The following is a 16,242-nucleotide window of genomic DNA, read 5'->3' on the forward strand; positions in this document are numbered from 1 at the left end:
CCATATACGATACCGAGTACATTCTATCCGATGCGGACCCGCTGGCGATACCGGCTCGTGAGCGCGGGCGGGACGGCGGCGATCACCGCCGGGTGCGTCTCGGTCGCGAACCACCCGACGCTCCAGCAACTGACCGCCGTCGTTCCCGTCTTCGAGCGGCTTCCGGCGGTGACGCTCTCGAACGGCGAGCTGAGCCTCGCGGTGCTCACGACGCTCGCGGTCGTCCTGGGCGCGCTCGCGCCGCTGTTCAAACCCCGCCCCCGCCGCCGTCTCGATACGGTGTTTCTCTCCGTGCGGCGGGTCGCGCTCGCGGTCGTCGCGCTCGCGGCCGTCGGCTACTTCGATTACACGTATCGCCTCCCGCGGGCGACGCTCGTCATCGCGGGCGTGGCGATGGCCGTGGCCCTCCCGCTGTGGTACGTCACGATCCGGCGACGCCCCGGGTCGACCCGGATCGGGCGGTCGTCGTCGGCGACGACCTGCCGACCATCGCGGAGGTCATCGAAACGACGGACGTGTCCGTCACGGGCTACGTCGCGCCCGGGCGACCGACGTCGCGTCGCGAGCGCGACCGGCGGATCGCGGCGACGGACGGTGGCGGCGTCGGGATGCCGCGCATCGACGGCGTCGAGTGCCTGGGCGGCTTCTCGCGGTTCGAGGAGCTTCTCGTCAGACACGACGCCGACGCGGCGATTCTCGCCTTCGCCTACCCCGACCGGAGCGACTTCTTCGGAGCGCTCGACGCCTGCTACAACGTCGGCGTCCCGGCGAAAGTCCACGGTCGACACGCCGACGCCGTGTTGACGACGGGCGTCCAGCGGGGGAACTCGTCGACATCGACCTGGAGCCGTGGGACTGGCAGGACTACGTCCTCAAACGCGCGTTCGACTTCTGGTTCGCGCTCGTCGGCTTGGTCGTCCTCTCGCCGCTCGTGTTGGTCGTCGCCGCGGCGATCAAACTCGACGACGGGGTCCGGTGTTCTACGAACAGACGCGCACGGCGGAGTTCGGTGACGTGTTCACCCTCCGGAAGTTCCGGACGATGACGCCCGCGGACGAGTCACCGACGCCGGTCGGCGACGGCGAGAACGACCGTATCACGCGAGTCGGGCGAGTTCTCCGCCCGACGCACCTGGACGAACTCCCTCAACTGATCGCGATTCTGCGCGGCCGGATGAGCGTCGTCGGGCCGCGAGCGGCGTGGGTCGACGAGGAGGAACAGATCGAACGGAACGCCGAACTGTGGCGCAAACGCTGGTTCGTCAAGCCGGGGTTGACCGGACTCGCGCAGATCAACGGCGTGTCGAGTACCGACCCCGAGCGGAAACTCACGTACGACGTCGCGTACATCCGCAATCAGTCGTTCTGGTTCGACCTGCGCATCGTGGTCCGGCAGCTCTGGATGGTCGCCGTCGACGCGGCGTCGTTCGTGCGGTCGTGAGTTCGCCCCGGCGCGATGGCCGCCGTCGGCGTAGCTGACCGCCGAGCGAAAGACGGAACTCGCTGCCCGTCGGACGGGCTTCCGAGATGCGTCGCCTGACCGTCCCGCTCGTCGCGCGCCCGCTCCGCTGGCTCGCCGTCCTCGCCGTCGCGGCCGCGATCCTGGTCGGCTCCGTCGTCGACGTTCCCGGAGCCGTGTCGTCGTCAACGCCGTGGTGGGACGAAATCGCACACGCCGTCGCCTACGCGGCGTTCGCGTCGGTGCTGGCGTACGCCACCGTCCACTGGCGCGACCGTCCGTATCGGCGCGCCGCCGTCGTCGTGGGCGTCGCCGTCGGCTACGGCGCGCTGGTCGAACTGGTGCAAGCGCCCGTCCCCCACCGCCGGTTCAGCCCGGCCGACGCTGCCGTCAACGCCGTCGGTGCGCTCCTCGTCACCCTCTGGTTCGTCGCCGAACGGCGGGTCCGCTACGCGCGGGCGTCGGCGCTCGCCGTCGCGCTTCCCGCAACGACTTTGGCGGTTCGTGGCTGGCTCTGGCATGCAGACCGTCGTCCTCGCCGCGGGTGCCGGGACGCGTATGCGCCCCTGACTGACCGGCGACCGAAGCCGATGCTCCCCGTCGCGGGCGAACCGCTCGCGGCCCACACCGTTCGGGCGGCCGTCGCGGCCGGCGCGTCGCGGATCGTCCTCGTCGTCGGCTACGAGGCCGACGCCGTCCGGTCGTACTTCGGCGACGAGTACGCCGGCGTCCCGGTCGACTACGCGCGACAGACCGAACGCCGCGGTACCGCCGACGCGGTGCGCGAGGCGAGGCCGCTGCTCGAAGCCGCCCCGTTCGCGGTGCTGAACGGCGACGCGCTCTACGACGTCCCGTCGCTGTCGACGCTGTTCGACGCCGGCCCCGCCGTCGGGTCGTTTCGCGTCGACGACCCGTCCCAGTACGGCGTCCTCGCGGTGGCGGGCGAGGGCGACGCCCGCGTCACGGGCGTCGTCGAGAAACCCGACGACCCCCGTCGAACCTCGTCAACGCGGGGGCGTACGTCTTCCCCGCCGCCGCGCTCGACTGGCTCGACGTCGGCGAGAGCGACCGCGGGGAGTACGAACTCACCGACACGCTCGCCCGGGCGTGTGCGGCCGTCGACGTCACGCCCGTCCCCTTCGAGCGCTGGCTCGACGTCGGCCGGCCGTGGGAACTCCTCGAGGCCAACGAGTGGAAACTCGGGGAACTCGACCGCGAGATCGGCGGCGACGTCCACCCTGACGCCGACGTCCGCGGCGACGTCCGGATCGAGGCGGGCGCGACGGTCGACGCGGGCGTCGTCGTCGAGGGACCGGCACTGATACGCGCGGGGGCGACGGTCGGCCCGAACGCCTACGTCCGGGGGCGACCCTCGTCGGCCGGGAGGCCCACGTCGGCCACGCCGTCGAGGTGAAAAACAGCGTCCTGATGCGCGGCGCGACGGTGGGCCACCTGAGCTACGTCGGCGACAGCGTCCTCGGTCGGGACGTCAACTTCGGCGCGGGGACGACGGTGGCCAACCTCCGCCACGACGACGGCGACGTCCGGGTGACGGTGAAAGGCGATCGCGTCTCGACCGGGCGGCGGAAGTTCGGCGTCGTCGTCGGCGACGAGGCGAAGACGGCTATCGACACTGCACTGAACGCGGGCGTCACGCTCTCTACCGGCGCGACGACGACGCCCGGCGAGTCCGTCACTCGGGACCGGTAGGCGTCGGCGGCGGATTCGCTCCGCCCCGACGGCGAACCCCCTCGGCGTTCGTTACTGATCGTCGTTCGTGCGTATTCCCCGGCCCGTCGCGGGCGTCCCGTCCTCGCGACGTCCGCTCTCGCCGTCGCCGCGTCGCTCTCGCGGTGCCCGAAGAGTTGATTAGCCCCGCCGACGCGCTCCCTGCCGGGACCGTTCCCCATGGACCTCCTCCACGTCAACAAGTTCTACGCCCCGGAACTCGGCGGCATCGAGCAGGTGGTCCGCACCGTCGCCGAGGGGATGCAGCGTCGCGGCCACGCGAACCGCGTGCTCGTCTCGGTGCCTCGCGGCCGGGGGCGATCCGACGTGGTTTCGGGCGTCCCCGTCACTCGGACGGGCAGTCTCGGCGTCGCGCGCTCCGTCCCGCTGGCACCGACGTTCCCCTTCGCCTCCGGCGTGCGAGTCGGGGGTCGACCTCGTCCACCACCACCTGCCGAACCCGTTGAGCGTCGTCTCCGCGCTCGCGACGCCGCCGACGGACGCGGCGGTCGTCGCCACCTACCACAGCGACGTCGTCAGGCAACGGACCGCGCTGCGGTTCTATCGGCCCTTCCTCCGGCGCTTCCTGGACCGCGTCGACCGAATCTTCGTCACCTCGCCGCGCCTGCTCGAGTTCTCCGACGTCCTCGATCCGCACCGGGAGAAGGCGTCGGTCGTCCCGCTCTCCGTCGACCTCGACGAGTACGGCCCGCCCGCCGACGCCGACGCCGCGGTCGACCTGCCGGGCGACCCCGCTCGCCCCGTCGTGCTGTTCGTCGGCCGACTGACCTACTACAAGGGCGTCGAGTACCTCCTCGACGCGATGGAGTCGGTCGACGCGACCCTCCTCGTCGTCGGCGACGGCGCGCGCCGGGCCGACCTGGAGGCGCGGGCCGCCCGCCTCGGCCTCGAGGACTGCGCGTTCTTCCTGGGCCGCGTCGCCGACGAGACGCTCCACGCCTGTTACGAGGCGGCCGACGTGTTCGCCCTCCCCTCCGTCGAACCGAGCGAGGCGTTCGGCATCGTCCAGCTGGAGGCGATGGCCTACGGGACGCCCGTCGTCAACACCGACCTCCCGACGGGCGTCCCGTGGGTGAGCGTCGACGGCGAGACGGGGCTGACGGTCCCGCCCCGGGACGCCGACGCGCTCGCCGACGCGCTCTCGTCGCTGCTCGCCGACCCCGACAGACGCCGGGCGTACGGGCGACGGGCAGGGACCGCGTCGAGACCCGCTTCGGCCGCGAGCGGATGCTGGAGACGATGGAGGCGGAGTATCGGTCGCTCGTCGAGGGCGGGGGCGACGGAAGCTAACTCGGACCGCGACCGGCGTTAGGCGTCGCTCGGCTCCGTCGCCAACGCCCCGCAGACGGCGTAGAACGTGAACGAACTGACGACGGAGTTGAATAACATATGGTCCCAGAACATGAATCCGAGATAGCCGACGACGCCCGCGAGCGCTGCTCCCCGAACGTAGACATCCGTCGCCTCGGACCTCAGCGACCGGACGCCGCGACGCACGACGGCGACCAGGAATCCGACGTAGAGGACGAACCCGACGACGCCGGTCTCGGCGAGGAGGGTCAGGTAGACGTTGTGAATCGGTAGCTGGTCGGGGATGCCGAACGAGTCGGCGTAGTAGGGGAAGTTCGCACCGCCGATGCCGAAGAGTGGATGCTGGAGGAACAGCGAGATGCCGGCGGCGTACTGGGTCAGTCGTATCCCGAGGTTCGAGAGGTCGAACAGCGGGACGGAGATTTCACCGGTGTCGGTGGTCGCAGTCGACCCGCCGCCGGACGACCCGTCAAGTATCGCCGTCGAGACATCCCCCGCTGCTCCGGACTGCGTCGAGGGAACGAGGACGATCCCGACGCACACGAGGACGACGAACAGGAGCGATAGCCGGCGCGCGTCGAGCGAGCGGTCGCCGGACTGCGACCGGAGCAGGACCCACGCCGCGAAACAGCCCATCGCCAGCATCGCCGCGCCGCGTCCCGCGTCCGTTCCGGTCAATCGGAGCGCGAGGAGCACGACGAACGCCGACGCCGCGCCCAGGAATCGCGACGTCGGGCTCCGTTCGAGCGTCTGCGCGAGAACGAACGGGACGAGGAGGACGACGAGGCTCGCGAGGAGAAACGACATGCCGGAGAAGCCGGACACGTAGGTGCCGACCGAGAGCGATATTCCGCCGAGAGAGAGCGTGGCGACGGTCACGGCGAGGTCCGACGAGAGTTCCCCGAGTCGGGTGAGGCCGAACGACCCGCCGCGAACGGCCTCGGCCAGCGCGAACCAGGACTTGAACAGGAGCGTACAGGCCAGGATGCTCAGCGTCGTTCTCGGAGCGACGGGGAGGACGTCGTGCGAACGCCGAACGGCGGCGAAGATCAGCCCACCCCAGAGGACGAACAGCGCGAAGTAGAGCGCGGCGTCGATCCGAACCGGTCGCGTCACGAGGGCCGCGACCACGACCCAGCCGACGAACGCCGCAAGGAGTATCTCCGCTCCGGAGACGCGGCGGAACCGATCGCTGTCGCGGAGGACCAACAGCCCGAGCAGCGCGAGAAGCGGGAGATGCACGAGCCAGACGTTCGGCCCGAGATCCCGCGTCATGCTCCGGAGGTATTCGTTCGAAGCGAGCGGGACGTTCGCCGCGAACGTCATCGTCACGAGCAGGGCGGCGTACGCACCGACCGTGACGCGGCCGATCACGGCGGCGACGACGCCGTAGGCGACGGCGAGCAGCGCCGTCCACGCGAGCGTCGGCACCGGCGTCGCCAACGAGAGGATCGGGACGACGAGCGCCAGCCCCGCGGCGAGACAGCCGCCGAGCGCGAGCGCATCGCCTCTCGGTGCGTAGCCCGTCTCGGCGAACTGAACGCGTTCGACGAGCCGTCGCCACGTCATGAGAGCGCGTCGTTCGTGATCTCCCGGATCTCTCGCTGGAATCGTTCCCGGCCGAATCGCTCCTCGACGTCCGGCAGTCGCTCTCGGACGTCGCGCTGTACCGCCTCGTCGCTCAGGACGCGGTCTATCTTCTCGACGGCGTCGTCGACGGAGTCGTACAGGACGTCCTCGCAGCGGTCGACGACTTCCACCTGCCCGCCGCCGCGGGGCACGAACGGAATCGTCCCGCCGGCGACGAGTTCCGCGACGGCGATGCCGAAGTGTTCGTGGTCCATCCCGTGGAGACCGTACTTGTGCGACTGGACGAGTTCGACTAACCGTTCTCGGCTGACCTCGCCTTCGAGGTGGACGAAGGGGTAGTCGGCCGCGCGGGACTCGACTCGGTCCTGGTAGCTCTCGAACGGGAGAGGACTTCCTCGGGAGGGTCCGAGGATGTGGTAGTGGACGTCGTGCCCTCGTTCGTCGAGTCGGGCGAGTATCTCGATGTTGCGGAGCACGTTCTTTTCCGGGCTAACTCGTCCAATGGTCACGAAGCCGTTCTCTCGACCGGACCATTCGTCGGCGCGAATATCATCTGTCAACACGGGCGGATAGACTGTCTGCGGGCGTTCGCCGAGTATCCCAGCTATCCGGTCACCCATCCAATCAGAGTTCGTGAGGTACTGCACATCGCTGCTATCATCGGGCGCGTGGGCGACATATTCACAGAGAGCATCATAGACAGAGTAGACCGATGTCGGATATTGCCTGCCCATGCCATCAACGACGGTTCGATTGAAATTTGGGTGATGGATGTACTGGATGGATGGATATGGGATTTGGAGATCGTTGTACGTACTGAAAACGAGATCGTACTCTGAACCGATCTCGTGTTTAGTAAGGTATCTGTTCAGTAGCGACACCTTGAATCGCGTGAAATGCATCGTCGGAATCCGTTGGGCGATGCCAGTCCCTCCGTTGAGAGGACGAACGCCAACCGCGGAAACCGAAGTACCGTAATATGCGTTCAATTCATCGAAATCGGGAATCTCGGAAGTGAGTAGATCGACGTTGTAATCGACTTCGAGCGCCTCAAGAACGTTCATACAGACCGATTCGCCGCCGCCTTTCGCCATCAGCGTCGGATGAACGACGAGAATATCGGCCATGAGTAGCCTGATGGAGACTACCTTCGTTAAGGTTAGGGTGATGAACAATCAGTGCATCTTATAGGATCTAATCCCCGGTTCTGCTATTCGTCCTCGCTCCCGAATCGGCGAGAGCACCGTCGTCCACGAACGGCGGGTCTCGATACGTCCTGTCGCCGATAGCAGGTAGCGACCTCCTCCGATGGACTGGCAGGTATGGTTCGGTTTGCTGCCGATTAACAGGGAATTACTGATGCCGTTTCCGTTTCACTTGCCACCAATGGGAATTCAGGATCGAGTACCGGAACGACGCGGTCACGGGGGAGGTCCCAGTGACGCACTTCGAAGAATGGATTCACCCGGAATCCGGCCCTGCCAGTAGCTCACTTTAGCGTGAAATATGATCGACCGACCCCGCCACGGGCTGTTTCTCATCTCCCTTTCAGTGCTACTGCTGGTCGTCTCGTTCGGCGGTGCGTGGGCGCTCGCGCCCACACAGCAGACAGACACGAACCGCCCTCTCGTGATCGGCGTACAGGGGCCAGGGGACGACGGTATGGTCGTCTCCTTCGATCGGAACGGGACCGAACGGTGGCGATACACGAGCGGCGTCGCCTATCACGACGTTTCGCGACTCCCGAACGGTTCGGTGTTGACGGCCGTCTTGACCGAGAAGCGATCTGACTGCGGCCCCTATTCACCCCCTTGTTTCCACACTGGCTACCGTATCATCTCCCCCGATCCGAATCCGCACGTCGTCGAGGAATGGACGTTTCCCGTGAGGACAGGTCTCAACAGCGAGGTTCACGACGTCGAGGTGCTGCCGTCGGGAAACGTCGTCGTCGCGGATATGGATGCCGAACGAGTGTTCGTTCTAAACCGATCGACGGAGCGTGTCGTTTGGCAGTGGAACGCGTCGAGTTTCTACGACCCGCCAGCCGATCCGACGCGAACGGACTGGCTTCACATCAACGACGTCGATTCCCTCGGTGACGGGCGGTTTCTCGTCAGCGTCCGGAACGAACACCAACTGCTCGTCTTGAATCGAAGTCGGAACGGCGTCGTCGAGGTCATCAACCAGAATCGCTCTACGGACGTTCTCAATGCACAACACAATCCACAGTGGCTCGGAGACGGGGCCGTGCTGGTCGCGGACAGCGAGAACAGACGGATCGTCGAATTCCATCGAACCGGCGGCGAATGGCGTGTTGCATGGACTGTCAGGTCTGCTAATGGCGTTCGGTTCGACTGGCCGCGTGACGCAGATCGGCTCTCGAACGGACACACACTGATCACGGATTCGCGAAACAACCGCATCGTCGAAGTCGACGAACGGGGTGAGACCGTATCGGTTTCTCCAACGCCACCCCTGCCGTACGAAGCGGACGACCCGCGCGTCGGCGAACCCGTCACCGGCCCACATCGGACGAACAGCCAAACGGCCGACAGTGGATACCACCCGTCGTTCCCCGTCTTTCGAACGCTCCTGGCTGCTACGCGGGATGTCGTCGCTCTCCCGTTCTGGGTTGGTGAATTACAGGTCGCCAGCGTGTTTCTGAGTGCCGGCCTCGCTTTGCTCGGCGTCGGTCGTCTCAGTCGGTCCACACTCCGGCGGTTCGGGCGACGTTGGCCGCCACGGGACGTTCCGACCGATCGACTGCGCGCTGCTCTCGGGGGCGTGCTTGCGCTATCGGGTCTGGTGCTCTTGATCGGAACCACGATCGCGTCGCCAGTGACGACTCTCCGCCTCGGTGTCGCAGGAGGGGCGTTGATCACGAGTCACCGACTGGTCCGAGACGTGGAGTGGCTTCCTCCGACCGTCCGACAAGGACTGTCCATATTGGCATACGTCGGCGCGCTACTCGGGTCGACTGTACTCATCCGAGGAGCCGTAGTTGGACAGAGAGCCAATGCCCTGTTGTATGCGGTCTTAGCCGCCTGGATCATCGGGTCGGCATGGGGAGCGACTTTCGATGAATCGGGTTAGTTACGAACGCTGTCTCCGCTACCAGTCGTAGCCACCTATCTCACCCACTGCCTTCCGCAGTTCGTCACCCTCGATTTCGCCGAACGCGACGAGCACGCCGGCGTACGCTCCGAATCCCACGACGCCGGCGAGAAGCGGCGCGACGAGCGGGGTCGCGTCCACGAGATAGCCGGCCCAGCCGATACCGGCCATGACGCCGCCGGCGACGGCGACGTGGGCGATAGCTCGCTTCGAAACGGTCCAGCGGACGGTCCGAAACGACGTGACGAACGCGAACCCCGCGTAGACGGTCGAACTCGACAGGGTGGCGACGGCCGCGCCGACGTATCCGTACGGCGGGATGAGGAGGTAGTTGCCGGCGACGTTGACGAGGACGGCGACGGCGATGCCGAGGGTCATCGTCCCGGTCGATTCGGCGAGTTCGAGGCCCTTGTGGCCGAGCATGGCGAAGTTCCAGAGAAACAACGCGGGGGCGATTATCGGGACGATCACGTAGCCGGGGTGGAACGCCCGCCCGAGGACGAGGGCGCTGAGCGGACGACTGATGACGCCGGCGAACACCGTCGCGCCGACGCCCAGAAGGAGGAAATAGCGGCTGTACTCCGCGATGAGACCGCGCATCGCCTCGTGATTGTCACCGGACCACTCGGTCATGATTGCGGGGTGGGCGGCCTGAACGAGCGGGGAGAGTACCAGCGGAAGCCCGGTCTGGACGAGCGCGTAGTTCGACGAGTAGATGCCGACGGCGGCGGTCCCGGCCAGCAGTTCGATCAGCACGCGGTCGACGAACGTCAGGAGCGTCAAGCCGAACAGCCAGCCGATCATCGGAACCCCGTAGCGAGCCAGTTTCCGGAAGGTGTCCCGGTCGAACTCCCCGACCTGTGCGTCCAGTCGTGCGACCATCGCCGCGACGCCGACGACGCTGCCGATCGCAGCCCCCAGAGCCACCCCGCGATGCTTTCGAGCAGGAGCACCGAAATGGCGAGCCCCGTCCCGAGTTTGAGCAGCGCCCGCGTCGCCGTATACAGCGTGACTCGCCCGGATTCGAGCCGCGCCTGGAAGATCGCTCGGCAGACGCGAAACGACCCCGTCCCCACGACGGCGACGACCGCGGCCAGGTAGAACGGACGGAACGCGCCCAGTCGGGGCGTTCCCCACACTGCGCCGATCGCACCGACGACGGCGATGCCGACACCGACCAGGAGGACGACCGTGAGCACGGTCGGAACGATCGGTTCGGAGTCCGATTCGAACCGGAGCACCGCCTGTTCGAGCCATCCGAACGCGGCGGTCGCGCTCACCGTCACGAAGACGATAGCCAGCGAATATCGGCCGTACGCGGCGGCGTCGAAGAGCCTCGTGAACAGGACGAGCCCGAGCAAGCCAAACGCCGCCGGAACGAACCGGGTCAGCGTGTAGAATCCGGTGTCTTTCGCGAACCGAGCGAGTACGTTCCCGTCCGGACCCTCCCGCCCCATCGAGTGCAACGTACGAATGTCTCTATCTTAACACTTCTTGTGGTGGCGGCCCCCTCAGGTCCACGACGCGTACTGCTCGCCCGCGCCCGACGAGCGCGTGCGTGATGCCGCTCGCGCCCACGCCGAGGCCGACGGGGAGGCCCAGGAGGACGAGCGCGGCCGGCACGAGCATGGTCGTCACGAGGCCGGCCAGGACGACGAAGGCGACGTAATCCTCCCGGGTCGTCCGTCGTTCGAGGAAGTAGCCGAAGGGGACGAACCACACCAGGGTGCTGACGAGGTGGCCGGCCGTCGCGTGGAGGGCGGGAGCGAGCAGCTGGACGATCGCCCGGAGCGGGAACGCGTCGACGGTGACGAGCTGTCGGGTCGTGATCCCGAGGGCATAGGCGGCGTTCTGTTCGAGGCGGAACAGCGCGACGAAGACGAACGTGAGGAGCAGCGTCGTCGATTCCGCCGGAACGTCGGTCGTCGGTCGCCGCCCCCGTGCCATCGCCCGCCCGAACGCACCGGGCGCACTTCACTCTCTCGGCGGGAATCGTGACACCTCCCCCGATGACTTATGTCGCAGCGATCACACGAGTTCGACGATGGACGCGCCGACGGGACACGGGGTGAGACGCGGTGGGTGACGCCGACGGACTGCGTCGCTTGCTCGACGAGCGCCCGGATCTTCGGGGAACGCTCGAACGACTGCTCGACGTGGACGAACGCGCCGACGCCTGGCGGCCCGACGCCGAGGGCGTCGACCCGGAGTCCGTCGCGACGCTGGTCGAAGCGGGCCACGTCGAGGAGGCGTCGTCGGGGTACCGGCTTCGGGATCCGGCGGCCGTCCGAGCGGCGCTGGACGCGTCCCGGACGGCGTCACGGACGCGGCTCCGACGGGCGCTCGTCGCCGGCGTCGCCCTCCTCGTCGCCGTGCGTCTCCTCCCGATTCCCGACGTGTTCCGCGGCGACTGGGTCGTGCTCCTCTCGAACGACCCCTACATGTATCGGTACCTGGTCGACCGGTCGCTCGCGGGGGCGTCGTCCCGTCGCTTCCCGCGTTCGCCACGCGGGGCGAACCGCTTCTCGTGGCGCTGCTGGCGGCGGCGTCGGCCCCCGTCGGCGGCGGGACGTGGGCGTCCGGTGCCGTCGTCGCGTGGTATCCCGTCGTCGCCGCGGCGGCGACCGGGCTCTGCGTCTACGGCATCGCGACCCGACTCACTGGAGACGTCCGGTCGGGGCTCGCGGCGCTCAGCCTGCTCGCGGTGACGCCGGCCCACGCCTACCGGACGTCGATCGGCGTCGCGGACCACCACGCCCTCGACTACGTCTGGCTCTCGCTGACGGTCCTCGCGGTCGTCGACCTGCTCGCCCGGGACCGGGAGCGACGGGAGACGTGGCTCGTCGCCGGTCTCCTCGGCCTCGGTCTCGCCGGTCAGACGCTCTCCTGGGAAGCGGCACCCCTCCTCTTTTTCCCGCTCGTCCCGTCGCTGGCGCTCGTGGCCCTCGTCGAGGCCCGTCGCGACGGGAGCGACCGACTCGCGCCGATCGTCGGCGGCCTCGGCGTCGCCGCCGTCCTCGCACACGGCGTCCACCTCCTGGCGGGGTGGCAGTACGCCGAGACCGTCTACGCGCTCGACCTCCTCTTTCTCGGCGGCCTCGGGCTCTGCGGCCTCGTCGCCGCTGTCGACCGCGGGGGATGGTCGTGGCGGGTCTTGCTGGGGTTCGAAGCCGCCTTCGGCGTCGTCGCGGCCGTCGCCTGGCGATACGTCCCCGGGCTGTCGGCCCGCCTCGCCCGCGGGCTGGCGTTTTTCCGCCCCGGGCGCTCCATCGGCGAACTCTCCTCGCTCGGGAGCGCCTACGGGGCCTTCGGCCCGCTTCTCATCCTCGGTTTCACGCCCTTCCTCGCGGTGCCGACGCTTCTGTGGGCGGTCCGGCGCGGCTGGCGGCGATCCGAAGCCGGCTGGCTCGTCGTGAGCGTCTACGCCGTCTTCTTCGGCGCGCTGGCCGTCGTCCAGCGGCGGTTCGCCGGCGAGGCCGCGCCGTTTCTCGCCGTCCTCGGCGGCGTCGGATTCGTCGCCCTCGCGGCGTGGTTCGACCTCGTTCGCGTCCCCGCGCCGCTTCGCTCCGATAGGGACTCCCCTCCCGCCGCCGTCGACGACATCCGCGTCCCCGACCGCACGCGCCTCCTCCTGCTCGGCGGGTTCGGGGCCGTAGCTGTCGGCACGGGCGGGCTCTACACCGCGCTCATCGACCGACTGCTCGTCATCGACGACGCCTCCTACCGCGCCGCCCGGTGGATGCACGACCACGCCGAGGAGCGCGGCTGGGAGTTCCCCGAGAACTACGTCCTCAGCAAGTGGGGCCGCAACCGGATGTACAACTACTTCGTGAACGGGGAGGCCCGGGGCTACGGCTACGCCCAGCGCAACTACGAGGACTTCCTGTTCTCCAGCGAGGGTCGGGAGTGGTACCGGCGGTTCGCGGGCCGCGTCGGCTTCGTCGTCACCCGCGATCTCCCGCATCTCGGCGGCGTCCACCCGGCGCGGTTGCAGGCGCGCCTCCACGAGCGCTACGGCAGCGCCAGCGAGCGATACGGCGGCGTCGCTCACTTCCGGGCCGTCTACGCCGCGGACGACGGGTCGCGAAAAGTGTTCACCCTCGTGCCCGGAGCCACGATCGAGGGATCGGCCGACGCCGACGAACTCTCCTCTCGACGCGCGTCTCGATCCCCGGTGCCGAGTTCGACTACGTCCGCCGGGTCGCGCCGGAAGCGGGGTCGTTCGCCGTGACGGTCGCCCACCCGGGGACGTACGACGTCGGCGGGTCGTCCGTCGCGGTCGACGAACGGGACGTCCTCGAGGGCGCGACGGTTCCCCTCGATTCCGCGATAACGGACGATTAACTATGCGATGGCGACCCGGTGATGGAGACGACTCATGTCCACACTCAGCGAACGCGTTCCCCGATTACGTCAGCCGGAGTACACCGGGGAGAACCGATGCATCCCGTGCACGCTCGTCAACCTCGCCGTCGCCGCCGCCGGAAGCGGGGTCGTGGCTGTCCTCGCTGGTCCGCCCGCGGGCGTCGCGGCGTTCGCCGTCAGCCTCGCGCTCGTCTACTTCCGCGGGTATCTGGTCCCGGGGACGCCGACGCTGACGAAGCGGTATCTCCCCGATTCCGTGCTTCGGCTGTTCGACAAGGACCCTCAACCCGCAGCGCGGTCGACCGACCCGTTCGACGTCGAGACGGTGCTTCTCGAAGCCGATCTGGTCTCGGAGTGTCGCGGCGGCGAGGACCTCTGTCTCACGCCGTGGTTCGAACGGGAGTGGAACGACCGCATCGACGGACTGCGCGACGCGGCGGACGAGTCGAGCGTCGCGGACCTGTTCGACAGCCTCGACGTCGACTCCGACCGGGTCTCGATTCGGGCCCACGGCGACGCCTACGAGGCGTACATCGACGACATGCGCGTCGGGCAGTGGGAGTCGCGCGGGGCCTACCTCGCCGACCTCGCGGCGGAGGCGGTGCTTCGCGATCACTACCCGGGCTGGCAGCAACTGGGCTTCGACGCCCGAGCGGAGGTACTCGGATCGTTGCGGTTGTGGCTCGACCGCTGTCCCTCGTGTGACGGCACCGTCACGATTGGCGAGGAGACGGTCGAATCGTGCTGTCGGTCGATCGACGTCCTTGCGTCGACCTGCGAATCCTGCGGTGCCCGCGTGTTCGAGGCGCAGCTGTCACCGGACGCGATGGCCGCGGAGTGAGGCGGCCCTCACGGCGGCCGACTCCGGCGGAGTCCGTCGGGTCGTTCTCTGTGGCGGCGACCGACTCACGCGTCGTGTTCGTCGAGGATGCGCTGGAAGTAGGGCGTCATGACCTCTCGGGCCTGTTCCCACTGTCGCGTGTCGTGGAGTTCGTTGCCGAGGGCGTACCGGGTGGGTTCGGGGCCGAAGCCGCCCTGCCCGTGTCGGGGTTTGTTCGGATACGCCGGATTCTGCAGCGCCGCGCGGAACTCCAGCATCTGGGCGGTCATCATCGGCGTCCAGTAGTCGCCGCCGACCTTGTGCTGGATCCACGCGTCGGTCGTGAGCGAAGCGTATCGGGGTCGATCTCGGCCGCCTCGGCCCGCCGTTCTAACGCCCGTTCGACCGACGACCAGTCCGCCGACCGAAGCTTGTCGGGGTCGAGTTCGCCGTTGACTCGACAGCGCTCCTCGACGTCGTCTTTGGCCCACAGCGCGTCCACGTAGCCCGCGGCCGCCCGACGGGCGGCCGAGTCGTCGATGTGATCGAACTGCAGCTCGTCGACCACTGCGAACGCCTCGACTGCGCCGTCGTAGTCTCGCTGGTCGTGGGCGATGAACCCCTTACAGAGGTGGTCGGCCATCGTCGCTGCCGAACGGTCGACGTTCGTGGGAGACGAACGTTCGTCGCGTCTCGATTCAGGAGAGCGGTGACTCATTGCTCTTGTTTGAAACGGGGACTCTTGAGAATAAAGGATTCGACCTAAATATCATTCGATATAACTATAAGCATGGGGCCGAGAATGTGCGCGGAAGAGCGTCTCTTCCGGGTATTTTATGAATAGGCCGTTTTCGACGGGTGCTATCGATCCGCGATCGACCACGGGGGCGTGGTGCGATCTCACAGCAACTGCTGGAGGTAGAGCCAGCGTCGCGTCCAGAACTGATAGAACGTCGAGGCGGCGATCACGAGGAGGAAGCCGCTGGCCCAGAGGAGGGGTCGACCGCGGCGACGACGGGCGCGTTCGTCGACGACAGGACGATACTGAGAAGCGCGAGCGTGCCGACTGCGCGATAGTACGTGGCCCACGTGACGCCGTACCGGGTGACGACCTCCATGTAGAGGTCGACCTGCCGCGCGGGTCGCTGGAGGCTGATTGTCTTGCGGTCGCTGTCGTAGTCGACGATGCCGGCGTCGTCGAGTTTCGGCAGGTGGGTCTGGTGGAGCGAGACGTAGACGCTGTCGCGGATGTTCGACGGCGGTGGCGACTCGCCCGTCTCTATTTCGGCGATGTGCTCCGTCAGGTCCCGGAGCGACACTTCGTGCCCGCGGTCCTGGAGACACTTGATCACGTTCCGTCGCCGGTCGTTCCGGAGGATGTCGTGGATGTCCGTCTCGGGGAGCACGTCGTCCGTCTGGAGTAGTCCGATGTTCATGGCTGGCGTCCGGGTGTCCCCGCCTACACGACAGCGGGGAATAGTTATCAGGATGTTAACGACTGAACGGCCGTGCCTGAAGATCCCGGACGCGACCGGTTCGGTGCGCTTACCGCTCCCGCCGATCTCGGGGGGGCGGCTTAATCGATGCGTTACCCCGGCGCGCTCCGCGCGGACGACGGTCGACTCTCGGCGCGCCGCGTCGCGGCGTTACACCGCGTTCGGTGCGCTAATCGGTGCTTTACTCCGCTTATTCCGACGTTATGTGAGCGAATTGGCGATTAGCTATGGGGGTGGGTGTTATGCGTAGAGGTGTCGGCAGCCACCCACGTCGGTCTTCGCGACGGCTCCGGTTCGGACGGAGGCCCGTCCCGCGGCGGTTCGACTCCGTCGGTGGGT

The 16,242-nt window shown here is 67.7% G+C and carries 12 protein-coding genes and 4 pseudogenes; 8 read left to right on the forward strand and 8 right to left on the reverse strand.

The window, feature by feature from the left end; genetic code table 11:
- The first annotated feature begins 30 nt into the window (after nucleotides 1-30).
- The 5 genes and pseudogenes from ACFQJD_RS04585 (at nucleotide 31) to ACFQJD_RS04605 (ending at nucleotide 4,519) form a co-directional block, all read left to right on the forward strand.
- Nucleotides 31-1,440: pseudogene (locus ACFQJD_RS04585) on the forward strand (sugar transferase).
- An 86-nt stretch (nucleotides 1,441-1,526) separates the two neighbouring features.
- Nucleotides 1,527-1,853 (forward strand): annotated as a pseudogene (locus tag ACFQJD_RS04590) (VanZ family protein); the annotation flags it as partial.
- Between the two features lie 124 nt (nucleotides 1,854-1,977).
- Nucleotides 1,978-3,168: pseudogene (glmU, locus tag ACFQJD_RS04595) on the forward strand (bifunctional sugar-1-phosphate nucleotidylyltransferase/acetyltransferase).
- 403 nt (nucleotides 3,169-3,571) lie between these two features.
- Nucleotides 3,572-3,826 (forward strand): annotated as a pseudogene (locus ACFQJD_RS04600) (glycosyltransferase); the annotation flags it as partial.
- The gene (locus ACFQJD_RS04605) at nucleotides 3,812-4,519 is read left to right on the forward strand and encodes a glycosyltransferase (RefSeq protein ID WP_379800402.1); all 708 of its coding nucleotides are present in this window, start codon (nucleotides 3,812-3,814) and stop codon (nucleotides 4,517-4,519) included. The pseudogene ACFQJD_RS04600 and the gene ACFQJD_RS04605, both read left to right, overlap by 15 nt.
- On the opposite strand, the gene ACFQJD_RS04610 is transcribed toward ACFQJD_RS04605, so the two are convergent.
- Nucleotides 4,516-6,087 carry an O-antigen ligase family protein gene (locus tag ACFQJD_RS04610; protein ID WP_379796473.1) on the reverse strand — a complete coding sequence of 524 codons (1,572 nt, stop codon included), beginning with the start codon at nucleotides 6,085-6,087 and terminating at the stop codon, nucleotides 4,516-4,518. The two genes, ACFQJD_RS04605 and ACFQJD_RS04610, sit on opposite strands and share 4 nt — an antisense overlap.
- Nucleotides 6,084-7,235 carry a glycosyltransferase gene (locus tag ACFQJD_RS04615; protein WP_379796474.1) on the reverse strand — a complete coding sequence of 384 codons (1,152 nt, stop codon included), beginning with the start codon at nucleotides 7,233-7,235 and terminating at the stop codon, nucleotides 6,084-6,086. The genes ACFQJD_RS04610 and ACFQJD_RS04615 overlap by 4 nt, the downstream gene beginning before the upstream one ends.
- 379 nt (nucleotides 7,236-7,614) lie before the next feature.
- Here ACFQJD_RS04615 and ACFQJD_RS04620 point away from each other — a divergent pair, with 379 nt between their 5' ends.
- Complete coding sequence (locus ACFQJD_RS04620; protein ID WP_379796477.1) at nucleotides 7,615-9,201, forward strand: hypothetical protein; 1,587 nt, start codon at nucleotides 7,615-7,617, stop codon at nucleotides 9,199-9,201.
- An 18-nt stretch (nucleotides 9,202-9,219) separates the two neighbouring features.
- On the opposite strand, the gene ACFQJD_RS04625 is transcribed toward ACFQJD_RS04620, so the two are convergent.
- From ACFQJD_RS04625 to ACFQJD_RS04635, 3 genes are read right to left on the reverse strand one after another with little or no spacing between them, the layout of a single operon-like run.
- Nucleotides 9,220-10,104 carry a lipopolysaccharide biosynthesis protein gene (locus tag ACFQJD_RS04625; RefSeq protein ID WP_379796479.1) on the reverse strand — a complete coding sequence of 295 codons (885 nt, stop codon included), beginning with the start codon at nucleotides 10,102-10,104 and terminating at the stop codon, nucleotides 9,220-9,222.
- Entirely contained in the window at nucleotides 10,023-10,679 is a 657-nt protein-coding gene (locus ACFQJD_RS04630) for a lipopolysaccharide biosynthesis protein (RefSeq protein ID WP_379796481.1), read from the reverse strand. Before ACFQJD_RS04630 ends, ACFQJD_RS04625 begins: the two co-directional genes overlap by 82 nt.
- Nucleotides 10,680-10,701: 22 nt before the next feature.
- On the reverse strand, nucleotides 10,702-11,169 hold the full coding sequence (locus ACFQJD_RS04635) for a rhomboid family intramembrane serine protease (protein ID WP_379796483.1): 468 nt from the start codon (nucleotides 11,167-11,169) through the stop codon (nucleotides 10,702-10,704).
- 580 nt (nucleotides 11,170-11,749) lie between these two features.
- On the opposite strand from ACFQJD_RS04635, the gene ACFQJD_RS04640 reads away from it, so the two are divergent.
- A complete protein-coding gene (locus ACFQJD_RS04640; protein WP_379796485.1) occupies nucleotides 11,750-13,453 on the forward strand; it encodes a hypothetical protein in 1,704 nt (567 codons plus the stop codon).
- 147 nt (nucleotides 13,454-13,600) lie between these two features.
- Nucleotides 13,601-14,428 (forward strand): hypothetical protein, encoded by an 828-nt coding sequence (locus tag ACFQJD_RS04645; RefSeq protein ID WP_379796487.1) that lies wholly within the window; start codon nucleotides 13,601-13,603, stop codon nucleotides 14,426-14,428.
- A 65-nt stretch (nucleotides 14,429-14,493) separates the two neighbouring features.
- Here the strand turns inward: ACFQJD_RS04645 and ACFQJD_RS04650 are convergent, their stop codons facing one another.
- The 3 genes from ACFQJD_RS04650 to ACFQJD_RS04660 all read right to left on the reverse strand — a co-directional run bounded on the left by ACFQJD_RS04650 (nucleotide 14,494) and on the right by ACFQJD_RS04660 (nucleotide 15,843).
- Complete coding sequence (locus ACFQJD_RS04650) at nucleotides 14,494-14,700, reverse strand: hypothetical protein (RefSeq protein ID WP_379796489.1); 207 nt, start codon at nucleotides 14,698-14,700, stop codon at nucleotides 14,494-14,496.
- Nucleotides 14,697-15,050, reverse strand: coding sequence for a hypothetical protein (locus tag ACFQJD_RS04655; protein ID WP_379796491.1), 354 nt, complete (start codon nucleotides 15,048-15,050; stop codon nucleotides 14,697-14,699). Before ACFQJD_RS04655 ends, ACFQJD_RS04650 begins: the two co-directional genes overlap by 4 nt.
- A gap of 322 nt (nucleotides 15,051-15,372) precedes the next feature.
- On the reverse strand, nucleotides 15,373-15,843 hold the full coding sequence (locus ACFQJD_RS04660) for a DUF7344 domain-containing protein (protein WP_379796493.1): 471 nt from the start codon (nucleotides 15,841-15,843) through the stop codon (nucleotides 15,373-15,375).
- Between the last annotated feature and the right edge of the window lie 399 nt (nucleotides 15,844-16,242).

The organism is Haloplanus sp. GCM10025708 (assembly GCF_042663985.1).
Classification (GTDB): Archaea; Halobacteriota; Halobacteria; order Halobacteriales; family Haloferacaceae; genus Salinirarus; species Salinirarus marinus.

Coding starts and splice junctions, on each gene's coding strand:
- ACFQJD_RS04645 (WP_379796487.1), top strand. CDS start 13,601: ATGTCCACACTCAGCGAACGCGTTCCCCGATTACGTCAGCCGGAGTAC.
- ACFQJD_RS04610 (WP_379796473.1), bottom strand. CDS start 6,087: ATGACGTGGCGACGGCTCGTCGAACGCGTTCAGTTCGCCGAGACGGGC.
- ACFQJD_RS04630 (WP_379796481.1), bottom strand. CDS start 10,679: ATGGGGCGGGAGGGTCCGGACGGGAACGTACTCGCTCGGTTCGCGAAA.
- ACFQJD_RS04615 (WP_379796474.1), bottom strand. CDS start 7,235: ATGGCCGATATTCTCGTCGTTCATCCGACGCTGATGGCGAAAGGCGGC.
- ACFQJD_RS04660 (WP_379796493.1), bottom strand. CDS start 15,843: ATGAACATCGGACTACTCCAGACGGACGACGTGCTCCCCGAGACGGAC.
- ACFQJD_RS04620 (WP_379796477.1), top strand. CDS start 7,615: ATGATCGACCGACCCCGCCACGGGCTGTTTCTCATCTCCCTTTCAGTG.
- ACFQJD_RS04625 (WP_379796479.1), bottom strand. CDS start 10,104: ATGGTCGCACGACTGGACGCACAGGTCGGGGAGTTCGACCGGGACACC.
- ACFQJD_RS04650 (WP_379796489.1), bottom strand. CDS start 14,700: ATGATGACCGCCCAGATGCTGGAGTTCCGCGCGGCGCTGCAGAATCCG.
- ACFQJD_RS04635 (WP_379796483.1), bottom strand. CDS start 11,169: ATGGCACGGGGGCGGCGACCGACGACCGACGTTCCGGCGGAATCGACG.
- ACFQJD_RS04655 (WP_379796491.1), bottom strand. CDS start 15,050: ATGGCCGACCACCTCTGTAAGGGGTTCATCGCCCACGACCAGCGAGAC.